Genomic DNA, 11,064 nt, shown 5'->3' on the forward strand with positions numbered 1-11,064 from the left:
CGCTCACCCGCCCCGAGCATCGAAGTTTTCGATGCTCAGGCCCGCAAGCTGTCACAACGCTTTGGCACTTGACCTCTGGCGACCAGCATAATCTCAATCGTTCATAAGAGGAGGTTTCATGACAAATCGCCTATTCACGGCTATCGTCGGCGCGCTGGTGGTGACGGCGCTCGCCGGCGGCTGCGGGCGGTCGTCGTCGGAGACCACCGCGGGCGAGGGTGCGGCGGCCGCGGCGGGCAAGACGGCGAAGGATCTCGTGCCGGAGGCCGTACGCAAGACCGGGGAGCTTCGGGTGGCCACCTCCGAGGGCTACCCGCCCATGGAGATGTACAAGGAGGGCACCCAGGAACTCACCGGCGTCGACCCCGATCTCGGGGCGGCCATCGCGGCGAAGCTCGGACTCAAGTTCACGATCACCAACGCCGCCTTCGACGGCCTCATCCCGGGCCTGCAGAGCGGCCGCTGGGACGTCGTGCTGTCCTCGATGAGCGACACCGAGGAGCGGCGCGCGGCGGTCGACTTCGTCGACTACTTCAACGCCGGCGGCTCGATCATGGTCAAGAAGGGCAACCCGGAGGGCATCAAGTCCCTCGACGACCTCTGCGGCAAGAGCGTGGTCCTGGCCAAGGGCACCTCCAACCTCGCGATCGGCGAGCGGCAGAACGAGAAGTGCACCGCCAAGATGAAGATCATGCAGAGTGAGGACGCGCCCACCGGCCTGCTCTCGCTTGACTCCGGCCGGGCGGTGGCCACGATCGTCGACTCCCCCGTCGCCGTCATGTACGCCAACGACACCGGCAAGTACGACGTCCTGCCCGAGCAGTACGACGCCGGGCCGTGGGGCATCGCGATCGACAAGCGCGCCACCGGGCTCCGTGACGCCGTGGCCAAGGCAATGGAGGAGCTGCAGGCCGACGGCGGCTACAAGGCCGTGCTCGACAAGTACGGCGTGGCCGCCAACGCGGTGCCGGGGGTCCTCGTCAACACCCAGCCGTGGAAGTGACCCCGGACCGGGCCGCCGCGGAGCCGGGCGACGCCGTCGAGCCGCCGGTCGACCCCGAGCTGCCGGTCGACGCGGTGCGTCCGCCGCGGCCCGGCCGGTGGCTCGCGGCGGCGGCCGCCATCGCCTTCCTGGCCTGGCTGGCGTACACGATCATCGTCAACGAGAACCTGCACTGGGACGTCATCGTCGGCTACCTCGGGGACGGCAGGATCCTCGGCGGCCTGTGGGTGACGATCCAGCTCACCGTGCTGTCCATGGTCATCGGCCTGGTGCTGGGCGTGCTGGCCGCGGTGATGCAGCTGTCCGACAGCCCGGTGCTGCGCGCCACCTCGGCGCTCTACACCTGGTTCTTCCGCGGCACGCCGCTGCTGGTCCAGCTGATCTTCTGGTTCAACATCGGTCTGGTCTTCCCGAGCTTCGGCATCGGTGTGCCGTTCGACGGCCCGAAGCTGATCGAGTGGCAGGCCAACGAGGTGATCACGCCGTTCACCGCTGCGCTGCTCGGCCTGGCCATCAACGAGGGCGCCTACATGGCCGAGATCGTGCGGGCGGGCATCAGGTCGGTGGACCCGGGGCAGCGCGAGGCGGCCGAGTCGCTCGGCATGTCGCACCGGCAGGTGCTGCGCCGCGTGGTGCTGCCGCAGGCCATGCGGGTGATCATCCCGCCGACCGGCAACCAGTTCATCTCGATGCTGAAGACCACCTCGATGGTCTCGGTGATCGCCGGGGCCGAGCTGCTGACCGTCGCCCAGCGCATCTACCTCGGCAACTTCGAGGTCATCGCGATGCTCATCGTGGCCTCCATCTGGTACATGGTGCTCACCACGGTCGCCAGCGTGGGCCAGCACTTCATCGAGAAGCGCTTCGAGCGCGGCCACGCCCGGCTGTCGACCCGGGTGCGCCGCAACCTGCGCCCGTTCGCGAAGGAGCCCGCATGAACGAGCCGGATGATTCTGGCCGCCTCATGGTGCGGATGCGCGCGGTGCGCAAGCGGTTCGGCGCCGTCGAGGTGCTGAAGGGCATCAGCCTGGACGTCCCGGCGGGCGAGGTGGTCTGCGTGGTCGGCCCGTCCGGCTCCGGCAAGTCCACCCTGCTGCGCTGCGTGAACCGGCTGGAGACGCCGGACTCCGGGCGGATCTGGGTGGACGGTGAGCTGATGGGCTACGCCGAGCGCGGCGGGCGGCTGCACGCGTTGCGCCCGGCCGAGCTGTCGCGGCAGCGGCGCGGCATCGGCATGGTCTTCCAGCGCTTCCACCTGTTCCCGCACCGCACGGCGCTGGAGAACGTGATGGAGGGCCCGGTCACCGTGCTCGGCACGCCGGCGGCGCGGGCCAGGCGCGAGGCCGCCGAGCTGCTGGAGCGGGTCGGCCTGGCCGACCGGGCCGGCCACTACCCCGCCCAGCTGTCCGGCGGGCAGCAGCAGCGGGTGGCCATCGCCCGCAGCCTGGCCATGCGGCCCAAGCTGATGCTGTTCGACGAGCCGACCAGCGCTCTCGACCCGGAGCTGGTCCAGGAGGTGCTCGCCGTGATGCGCGACCTCGCGGCGAGCGGCATGACGATGATGGTGGTGACGCACGAGATGGGCTTCGCCCGCGAGGTCGGCGACCAGCTCGTGTTCGTCGACGACGGTGTGATCGTCGAGCGCGGGCATCCACGCGAGGTGCTCGCCGCGCCACGGCACGAGCGGCTGCGCGCCTTCCTCGGGCAGGTCCTGTGAGCCGCGGCTTCGACCTGCTGATCAGCGGCGGCCTGCTCGTCGACGGTACGGCCCGGCCGGCGAGACCGGCGGATGTGGCGGCGGACGCCGGGCGGTTGACGGTGCTGCCCCCGGGATCCCGGGTGGAGGCGGCCCGGGTCGTCGACGCCCGCGGGCTCGTCGTCGCGCCCGGCTTCATCGACGCGCACACCCACTCCGACGGCGTCGCCCTCCTCGATCGAGACAGCGCGGACGGCGGCCGCGACCGGGAACTGGTGCGGGCGTCGGTGCTGCAGGGCGTGACCACCGAGATCTGCGGAAACTGCGGCTCCAGCCTGTTTCCCGCGCTGCCGGAGCGCCTCGACGCGATGCGCTCCGAGGCCGAGATCTCCTTCGGTGGCGACGTCGGCGCCTACCCGGACTTCGCCGGCTTCGCCGCCGCCCACGCCGCCGTGCCGAGGGCCAACCATCTCGCCTCGCTGGTGGGGCACGGCACGCTGCGCGCCGGGGTGGTCGGCCCCGTCGACCGGCCGGTGTCGGCCGCCGAGCTGCGCACGATGTGCGAGCTGCTCGACCGGTCCCTCTCCCAGGGTGCGGCCGGGCTGTCCAGCGGGCTGATCTACGCCCCCGGGACGTACGCGGACACCGAGGAGCTGGTCGCGCTGGCCGCCGTGGCGGCCAGGCACGGCAAGCCGTACGTGACGCATCTGCGGGACGAGATGTCGCGGGTCGAGGAGGCGCTGGAGGAGGCCGTGGAGATCTCCCGCCGCAGCGGCGCGCCGCTGCACGTCTCGCACCACAAGACGGCCGGCCGCTATGCCTGGGGCCGTACGGCTCGGACCCTGCCGCGCATCGCGGAGCTGCGGGCCGGCGGCATGGACGTGACGTGCGACGTCTATCCCTACACGGCGGGCAGCACGGCGCTGGCCGCGATGCTGCCGCCCTGGGCCAACGACGGCGGCCTCGCCGCGCTCACGGCCCGGCTGGGCGACCCCGCCGCGCGCGACCGGATGCGGCGGGCGATCGCCGAGGGCGTGGCCGGATGGGAGAACACGGTCGGCAACGGCGGCTGGGACCGGATCTCGGTGGCGTGCGCGCCACGCCATCCGGAGACGGAGGGCAGGACGATCGCCGAGCTCGCCGCCGCGGCGGCGGCCGATCCTCTGGACGTGGCCGCCGACCTGCTCGTCGCCGAGCGCGGCGAGGTGACGATCATCAGTCATTCCATGGTCGAGGAGGACGTCCGGCGGGTGCTGGCCGCGCCGTACGCGATGGTCGGCTCGGACGGGGTGCCCAAGCCGGGCGGCCGGCCGCATCCGCGCTGGGCGGGCACGTTCCCGCGGGTGCTCGGCCGCTACGTGCGCGAGCTGGGCCTGCTGTCGCTGGAGGAGGCGGTGCACAAGATGACGAGGATGACGGCGGTGCGGTTCGGCCTGGCCGGGCGGGGGGTGATCCGTGACGGCGCGCACGCCGACCTGGTGGTGTTCGACCCGGCGACGGTGGCCGACCGGGCGACGTTCGCCGAGCCGCTGCTGCCGCCCGCCGGCGTCGCGGCCGTGGTCGTCGGCGGAGCCGTGGTGGTCCGCGACGGCGAGGAGACCGGCGCCCGGCCCGGTACGGTGCTGACCCCATGACCGATATGACAGATATGACGGACCGGCTGGCCGCGCTGGCGGCCGGCTGCCCGGGCACGCTGGCCGTGTGCGTGCCCGGCGTGGCCGGGACGGTGGCCGGGGTGAACGAGGATGTGGAGCTGCCGCTGGCCAGCACCGGCAAACTTCTGCTGCTCGCCGCGGTCGCGCACGGCGTGACGGGTGGCGAGCTCGACCCCGACGAGCCGCTCGACCTGCTGGAGGACGACTATGCGGCGGGATCCGGGCTGTTGACCACGCTGTCGGCCCGGCGGTGGACGATCGCCGACCTCGCCCTGCTCACCGCGTCGGTGAGCGACAACACCGCGACGAACGCGCTGCTGCGGCGGCTCGGCCCGGACCGGGTGGACGCCGTGGCCGGCGCACTCGGGCTGACCAGGACGCGGATCCACGACCGCATCCGCGAGCCCCGGCTGCCCGAGCACCCGCCGGCCTTCGCGACCGGCACGGCACGCGATCTCGCCGCGCTGGCGAACTCTCTGGCCGGTTCTCTGGCCGGATCTCTGGCCGGCCCGCCGGCAGGCTCTCCCGGCGCGGGCGAGCCCTGGCATCGGCTGATGGTCGGCTGGATGGCGCACAACACCGATCGGAGCCTGGTGCCCGCGCTGCTCCCGCACGACGCGGAGGACCGGCGGATCCCGGCCGAGGCCGTGCCGTACCCGATGGTCTGGGTGGCGAACAAGACCGGTACGGACACGGGAACCCGGGCCGACGTGGGGGTGCTCGTCGGGGTCCGTCGCACGGGCTACGCGGTGCTGGCACACGGCCGGGCGGGCAGTGAGCACGCCCTCGTACGGGCGATCCGTCAGGCCGGCCTCGCCATCGCCGCCGCCGTCCGCTGACGGGTCCGTTCAGCGGCTGCCGACGCGCAGCCGGGCAGCGGCGTCGCGCAGATAACCGATGAACGAGCGGAGTGCGGGATTGGGGTTGGTGGGACGTGCCGCCGCGCCGATCCGCCGATAGAGCCGTGGCCCGTCGACCTGGCAGATCCGTACGCCTGTCGCGCCCTGTGTGCCGAGGCTCGGCACCAGTGCGACGCCCAGCCCCGCCCGGACCAGTCCGAGCGTCACCTCGTAATGGTCGCTGCGGCAGCGGATGGCGGGGCTGAAGCCCTCCAGCGCGCTCGCCCGTTCGAGCACGGACACCGGAGTGTCCGTGCCGAAGGTCGTGATCCACGGTTCGTCGGCCAGATCGGCGAGACGCACCCTGGGTCGCTGGCCCGCCGGATGGCCGAGCGGCATGACGAGCAGTTGCGGCTCGTCGAACAGGTGGGTCACCTCCACCCCGTCCGGCGGCTTCCATGGATCGAGCGCATGCTCGAAGACGACCAACACGTCGAGCGCGCCTCGCTCCACGTCGGGGAGGAGTTCGTGCGGCTGGCCCAGCACCAGGTCGAGCTCCACGGCGGGATGTCTCCTGGTGAAGCTGGACAGTGCCATCGGCAGGAGCCGGTAGCCCGCGGAGCCGAAGAAACCGATCCGCAGCTGCCCGGCGTCCGCCCGCGCCTGGGCCAGCAGGTCCTTCTCGGCGGCCTCGATGAGGTCGAGCACCTCTTGAGCGCGGGTGGCCAGCCGGCGACCGGCCGCCGTGAGCCGGAGGCTGTGGGCTGACCGTTCCACCAGCCCCACCCCGGCCTCCTCCTCCAACCGGGAGAGCTGATGGGAGACGGCGGAGGGCGACAGCCGCAGGCTCCGGGCGGCTCCGGCGATGCTCCCGGCCCTGAAGACCTCGAGAAGCACCTTCAGGCGGTGGCTGCTGAGCATGCACTCAGTATCGGTGCGGGTCAGAGCAACCGATGCCGGGGGTTCCTGTCAATTTCTCCCGGTTCGCGACCGGTTTCCGGTGACCTTTCCGGTGACCGGTCCTACCAGCTTCCGGGCCGGTGGCCGGCGCGCTCGCCGCGCTCGCCGCGTCCCTGGCCGCCGCGGAACGCGAGGGCCATCGCCAGCGCCGCGGCGCCGAGCAGCAGGATGATGACTCCGGTCGCCACGTTGTTCCAGATCGTCCCTGCCGTGAGTGCCGAGGCGGCCCTCCCGGGCAGTCCCGGGGTTCCCGGCATGCCCGGCGTCGTGCCGGGCGTGAGAGTACGGCCTCCCCGCACCAGCCAGGGCGAGACGAGGGTCCAGATGCCGAGGAGCGGCAGCAGCCAGCTGATGCCGTAGGTACGGCCGAAGGCCGACGCGCACGCGAGCGCGAGGGCGGCGACCGACAGCCCGACGATCAGGTTGCTGACGGCGAGCCCCGAGAAGCGCTGGAACCCCACGATCCAGGGTGAGAGAGCCAGGTACAGCCCGCTCAGGAAGGTGAGCCCGTCGACGATCTGGGCCGGGGTCGTCGACCCCACCCGGTCGTATGTCTGGCGAAGTTCCGCGAGATCGGGATGGTGCTCTAAGCCAGTGGGTCGAACCATGTCCGTACCGCCTTCCTGCTGGTTTGGACGAACAATGGCCGACCTACCCGCCCCCGTCTCCCCATTCTCCGTAATTTCCAATAAATGCGTCTTTTATTGGTCTGGTGGCGGAAAAGGCCCCATCGTACGGCAAACGCACCGGGACGGAATCGGGGCGGGTTTCATCATGATGCGGGAGGGCCGTCGGGGGCCGGATCCGCGTCTCCCCGGTGGTCCGCGTCTCCCCGGTGGGTGGACCGGCCCAGCCCGGGAGCGGCGACCGATCGGATGGCGCGGAGCACGGCCGGCCAGGCGACCGAGAGCGGATCGATCAGGTCGAAGTGCCCGGCGCCCACCGCCTCCACCCGCCTGACCGACTTGTCCCGTACGGCGAAACCGCGGCTGATCTCGATGGGGACGATCGCGTCCTCGGTGCCGTGCACCAGGACGGCGACGCCCGGGCCGAACGGCAGCAGCCTCGCCGGATCCGTCTCGGCCAGCAGCTCCATGCGCCCGCCCAGCAGATCGGCGCAGATGCCCCTGCCGATGCCCACCTCGATCGCGCGCGCCAGGTCGGACACGGCCGCCAGCGCGACGACCCCGCTGACGGTCCCATGATTCGGGGGGTCCACATGCCAGCGCGAGCCGGCGGGCAGCCGACCGCGCATGGCCGCCCACAGGGCGAGCTGGCCGCCGGCCGAGTGCCCGACCAGCACGACGGCTCCCGTGGCGGGCGGAGCGCCGAGGATCAGGTCGACGGCCGCGGCCACGTCGTCGAAGGTGCCGGGATGGCCGCCACCGGGCTGGCCCAGCCTCCGATACTCCGGCGTGCACACCACATAGCCGTGCCGGGCCAGTTCGTCCGCCATGGGACGGGTGTGCAGCCGGTCGTACCTCGCCAGCCAGAACCCCCCGTGCAGCAGGATGACGACGGGCGCGTCCGGGTCGTCCGTCACGGAACGGACGTCGATGACCTGCTCGGGGTGGTCGCCGTAACGAATGACGCGATCGGGCGGCGCGGCCGGACGGACGAGAACGTCAACCGGGGGCATGCGGGAATCGTACTTCCCCCCGGACCCCCGGAAAGTACGGTACGGAGCAAACCGTCCTGAATTTCGCACAACCGGAGAAACAATCATCCCACCGTCTCGAAAAAATGGGGCTTGCGGCCCGGCGAGCCGCGTCCAGGCGGCACGGCTGCCGATGAAATGTCGGAGACATCCCGGAATCGAGGATCACTAATGGTGACACAGACAACGTCCGTCGGCCGATTGCGCGGGGGAATGTCCGCGATCAACAGCCGTCATCACAAGGCCGCGCTCGGGGTGTTCCTCTTCATCGTCGTGGCGCACTGGGGCGAACACATCGCTCAGGCGATCCAGGTCTACGTGCTCGGCTGGCCGCTCCCCGAGGCGCTGGGCGTGCTCGGCATCCCCTTTCCCTGGCTCGTCACCTCGGAGTGGATGCACTACGGGTACGCGCTGCTGATGATGATCGGCCTGATCATGCTGCGGGACGGGTTCACCGGGAGGTCGCGCGTCTGGTGGAACGTGTCGCTCGGCATCCAGGTCTGGCACCATCTGGAGCACCTGCTCCTGCTGCTCCAGGTCCTCACGGGCAACAACCTGATGGGCCGTCCCGCCCCCACCAGCCTCATCCAGCTCCTCGCCCCGCGGATGGAGCTGCACCTGTTCTACAACACGCTCGTCACCGTGCCCATGGTGGTGGCGATGGTCCTGCACCGCCGCCCCCGTGAGTCCGAACGCGCGTCGCTGCGCTGCGCCTGCGCCGTACCCGTCCATGCCTGAGACACCCGCCATGCCTGAGACACCCGCCGGGTCTGAGACGCGAACCGCGCCGGCGGCCCGAGCCGTACGCCGCCGGTCCCCCGCCTTCACCGTCGTCCTCACCCTCGTCGCCGTCTTCCTGCTGTACCTCGCGGTGCCCAACATCGGCCCGGTCATACGGGCGGCGCGCGCGGACGGGATCGCCGGTACCTTCACGGCCCACCGCCTGGACTGCATCCAGCACCCGGGGCACGAGTCCTGCACCTGGAGCGGCGACTTCCGGTCCGCCGACGGCTCCGTCCGGCGCACTGACATCGCGTTGTACGGAGCCGACCGCGACATGCTGACGGCGGGCCAGCAGACCGCGGCCGTGGACGTGGGGCGTGCGGGCCGGGTCTACGGCCCGGGCGGATCCATGGAGTGGATCTTCACAGCGCTGCTGATCCTGGCCGCGGCGGCCATCCTCTTCCTCCTGTACGGCCGGCGGGCGCGGCGGGCGGCAGCGGACTCAGACGCGGGCGGCGACGGCGGCGAGCAGCGAGACGAGCCGATCGGGGGCGGAGATCATCGGCCAGTGGCCGGTGTCGAGGGTTTCGAAGGTCCAGCCGGGCTCGGCGCGCATCGCGGAGACGTCGGCGGAGACCCGGCCGCCGAAGTGCTCCTTGGCGCAGATGACGTACGTCGCGGACAGCGATGAGAGCGGGCGGGTCAGGACGACGGGTTCGGCGATCGTGCGCCCCGGGTGGTCGACGAATCGCTCGGCGAGCCACCGCGCCTGGCGTACGGACAGGTCCTGGCCGTCCGCGACGACCGAGGCATCCGGGGCCGGCCAGCGGCCGCCGTTGCCGGCGATCAGATGGAGTTCGCCGGCACGCTGACGCTCCGGGAAGGCGTGCAGCATCGACCTGCCGTCGTGGGGCAGGAACCCTTCGACGAACACGACGTGCGCCACTCTGCCCGGGGCCCGGTCGGCCACCTGACCGACCACGAGGCCCGAGTAGCTGTGACCCACGAGGATCACATCGCGCAGTTCCTCCGCCTCCAGCATCGACAGCACGTCGGCGACGTGGGTGCCGAGGCCGACCGCGGACACGTCCGAGTCGGGGGTCGCCAGCCCCGACAGGGTCACCGCGCGCACATCATGACCACGCTCACTCAGGCCCCGGGTCACCGGATCCCACGCCCAGTCACCCATCCATGGGCCGGGAACGAGAACGAAACAGCTCATCAGCGCAGATCACTTTCTCTCCTAGGGGAGCGAGGCCGATTCCCGTCGCCGCTTCACGGCAAATTCAGCAGCCTCGCTCCGGCACTCGTCAACCCCGGTCAGGCGGCCACCGGCGTCAGCGGGACGGGGATCTCACGCAGGTCTCCGACACGCGATTCGAAAACGGTGACGGGACGGTCGCCGGCGAGGACCGCGACGACGCCGACGTATCCCTCGCCGGGATCGAGCACGTGCAGCCGCACCGCATCGGGAGGGACGTCCAGCGGCCACCTCAGCACCGCGGGCGCGTCGTCCGGGCCGCCGACCTCGACCTGGTCGGGAGGGATCCGCAGCCCGTGGCCGGTGGCCTTGAGCGCGGCCTCCTTGCGCACCCAGAGCCGGGCGAACGCGGCTCGCCGTTCGGATTCCCGCAGGGCCCGCAGGGCCGATCGCTCGGTGGGCGACAGCGCGCACTGGGCGACCTCGTCCACGGAGTCGGCTGAGTCGGCTGAGTCGGCGGGCAACGCCTCCACATCCACCCCCAGGGGCCCGACGGTCGTCATGGCGACCGCGACGAGGTTGGTCGAGTGGGAGACCGAGACGTGCAGCCGTTCCTGTCCGTCGTTACGGATATGCGGCTTCCCGTGCGGTTTCGGGCAGTCCGGGCAGCGCCGGTCCACCTGGACGTCCTCGGGCCGGAGGCCGAGCTGTGCGGCGGCCACGCGGCGCAGCAGCCAGGAGCCGGTGAGAAACCGGCGGCGGTCCCGCTCCTGGTGGAACCGCCGGGCCCGTTCCAGCTCGCTCCCGCTGAGCGTGGCGGTGAGCGTGCCGAGCGCACGCTCCCGCGGATCCGCCCACCACACGCGGCACTCCCCCGCCTCCAGGGCTGCGGCGATCATCGGTCTGCCTCCTTCGGTTCCGGGTGGCCGTCGGCCACGAGCCCGCAGGCCACCAGTTGCCAGTGGCCGACTTCGGGATTCGTGAGGATCTCCATCACCTCGGCGCGGATCCGCGCACTGGTCTCGTCTCCGGCGTTCACCCGGATGACGATTTCCCCGGCGGCCCGTATGAGGTCCTTACGCCACCTCTCGGGCAGCAGCGCCATTATTCGTATTCCGTCGACCGGCGAGTTCGACGCCGGCCCTCCGGGTGTCGGGCGCATCGTCAGCTGAACGACCATCTATTCGTCGCCTGCGCGCTGATCACACATGGCCGCCGTACGCACCGGCGGAGTCCCAGGTGGTGCCGGTCGGGCCGACGGGCGCGGGCACGTCCCAGGTGGTGCCGCTCGCGGCGAGAGGCGCGGGCGCGTCCCAGGTGGTGCCGCTCG

General features: G+C 71.5%; 12 protein-coding genes. 6 read left to right on the top strand and 6 right to left on the bottom strand.

Annotated features, from left to right (window positions below; translation table 11 throughout):
- Positions 1-118 precede the first annotated feature (118 nt).
- The 5 genes from Mth01_RS00090 to Mth01_RS00110 are packed head-to-tail and all read left to right on the top strand — an operon-like array spanning position 119 to position 5,193.
- Positions 119-1,003 (top strand): ABC transporter substrate-binding protein, encoded by an 885-nt coding sequence (locus tag Mth01_RS00090; RefSeq protein WP_204009411.1) that lies wholly within the window; start codon positions 119-121, stop codon positions 1,001-1,003.
- Complete coding sequence (locus tag Mth01_RS00095; protein WP_239088864.1) at positions 994-1,941, top strand: amino acid ABC transporter permease; 948 nt, start codon at positions 994-996, stop codon at positions 1,939-1,941. The genes Mth01_RS00090 and Mth01_RS00095 overlap by 10 nt, the downstream gene beginning before the upstream one ends.
- Positions 1,938-2,720 (top strand): amino acid ABC transporter ATP-binding protein, encoded by a 783-nt coding sequence (locus Mth01_RS00100; protein ID WP_275408867.1) that lies wholly within the window; start codon positions 1,938-1,940, stop codon positions 2,718-2,720. Before Mth01_RS00095 ends, Mth01_RS00100 begins: the two co-directional genes overlap by 4 nt.
- Complete coding sequence (locus tag Mth01_RS00105; protein ID WP_204009413.1) at positions 2,717-4,333, top strand: N-acyl-D-amino-acid deacylase family protein; 1,617 nt, start codon at positions 2,717-2,719, stop codon at positions 4,331-4,333. Before Mth01_RS00100 ends, Mth01_RS00105 begins: the two co-directional genes overlap by 4 nt.
- 5 nt (positions 4,334-4,338) lie before the next feature.
- Positions 4,339-5,193, top strand: coding sequence for a serine hydrolase (locus Mth01_RS00110; RefSeq protein WP_239088866.1), 855 nt, complete (start codon positions 4,339-4,341; stop codon positions 5,191-5,193).
- Positions 5,194-5,202: 9 nt separating this feature from the next.
- On the opposite strand, the gene Mth01_RS00115 is transcribed toward Mth01_RS00110, so the two are convergent.
- From Mth01_RS00115 to Mth01_RS00125, 3 genes are all read right to left on the bottom strand, one after another.
- Positions 5,203-6,114, bottom strand: a complete 912-nt coding sequence (locus tag Mth01_RS00115; RefSeq protein WP_204009416.1) for a LysR family transcriptional regulator — start codon at positions 6,112-6,114, stop codon at positions 5,203-5,205.
- Positions 6,115-6,215: 101 nt separating this feature from the next.
- A complete protein-coding gene (locus tag Mth01_RS00120) occupies positions 6,216-6,761 on the bottom strand; it encodes an SPW repeat protein (RefSeq protein ID WP_204009419.1) in 546 nt (181 codons plus the stop codon).
- Positions 6,762-6,925: 164 nt separating this feature from the next.
- A complete protein-coding gene (locus Mth01_RS00125; RefSeq protein ID WP_204009421.1) occupies positions 6,926-7,792 on the bottom strand; it encodes an alpha/beta hydrolase family protein in 867 nt (288 codons plus the stop codon).
- Between the two features lie 189 nt (positions 7,793-7,981).
- Between Mth01_RS00125 and Mth01_RS00130 the strand changes: the two genes are divergently transcribed.
- Entirely contained in the window at positions 7,982-8,548 is a 567-nt protein-coding gene (locus tag Mth01_RS00130; RefSeq protein WP_204009423.1) for a hypothetical protein, read from the top strand.
- 487 nt (positions 8,549-9,035) lie between these two features.
- Here the strand turns inward: Mth01_RS00130 and Mth01_RS00135 are convergent, their stop codons facing one another.
- The 3 genes from Mth01_RS00135 to Mth01_RS00145 form a co-directional block, all read right to left on the bottom strand.
- A complete protein-coding gene (locus Mth01_RS00135) occupies positions 9,036-9,755 on the bottom strand; it encodes an alpha/beta fold hydrolase (RefSeq protein WP_204009425.1) in 720 nt (239 codons plus the stop codon).
- Between the two features lie 98 nt (positions 9,756-9,853).
- Positions 9,854-10,633 carry a 4'-phosphopantetheinyl transferase family protein gene (locus Mth01_RS00140; RefSeq protein WP_204009427.1) on the bottom strand — a complete coding sequence of 260 codons (780 nt, stop codon included), beginning with the start codon at positions 10,631-10,633 and terminating at the stop codon, positions 9,854-9,856.
- The gene (locus Mth01_RS00145) at positions 10,630-10,914 is read right to left on the bottom strand and encodes a hypothetical protein (protein WP_204009429.1); all 285 of its coding nucleotides are present in this window, start codon (positions 10,912-10,914) and stop codon (positions 10,630-10,632) included. The genes Mth01_RS00140 and Mth01_RS00145 overlap by 4 nt, the downstream gene beginning before the upstream one ends.
- Positions 10,915-11,064 lie beyond the last annotated feature (150 nt).

The organism is Sphaerimonospora thailandensis (genome assembly GCF_016863115.1).
GTDB classification, from domain to species: domain Bacteria; phylum Actinomycetota; class Actinomycetes; order Streptosporangiales; family Streptosporangiaceae; genus Sphaerimonospora; species Sphaerimonospora cavernae.

What these genes read in the sequence shown, in the direction of transcription:
- Mth01_RS00110 (WP_239088866.1), top strand. Translation starts at nt 4,339, where the DNA reads ATGACAGATATGACGGACCGGCTGGCCGCGCTGGCGGCCGGCTGCCCG.
- Mth01_RS00125 (WP_204009421.1), bottom strand. Translation starts at nt 7,792, where the DNA reads ATGCCCCCGGTTGACGTTCTCGTCCGTCCGGCCGCGCCGCCCGATCGC.
- Mth01_RS00115 (WP_204009416.1), bottom strand. Translation starts at nt 6,114, where the DNA reads ATGCTCAGCAGCCACCGCCTGAAGGTGCTTCTCGAGGTCTTCAGGGCC.
- Mth01_RS00130 (WP_204009423.1), top strand. Translation starts at nt 7,982, where the DNA reads ATGGTGACACAGACAACGTCCGTCGGCCGATTGCGCGGGGGAATGTCC.
- Mth01_RS00145 (WP_204009429.1), bottom strand. Translation starts at nt 10,914, where the DNA reads ATGGTCGTTCAGCTGACGATGCGCCCGACACCCGGAGGGCCGGCGTCG.
- Mth01_RS00135 (WP_204009425.1), bottom strand. Translation starts at nt 9,755, where the DNA reads ATGAGCTGTTTCGTTCTCGTTCCCGGCCCATGGATGGGTGACTGGGCG.
- Mth01_RS00120 (WP_204009419.1), bottom strand. Translation starts at nt 6,761, where the DNA reads ATGGTTCGACCCACTGGCTTAGAGCACCATCCCGATCTCGCGGAACTT.
- Mth01_RS00090 (WP_204009411.1), top strand. Translation starts at nt 119, where the DNA reads ATGACAAATCGCCTATTCACGGCTATCGTCGGCGCGCTGGTGGTGACG.
- Mth01_RS00100 (WP_275408867.1), top strand. Translation starts at nt 1,938, where the DNA reads ATGAACGAGCCGGATGATTCTGGCCGCCTCATGGTGCGGATGCGCGCG.
- Mth01_RS00140 (WP_204009427.1), bottom strand. Translation starts at nt 10,633, where the DNA reads ATGATCGCCGCAGCCCTGGAGGCGGGGGAGTGCCGCGTGTGGTGGGCG.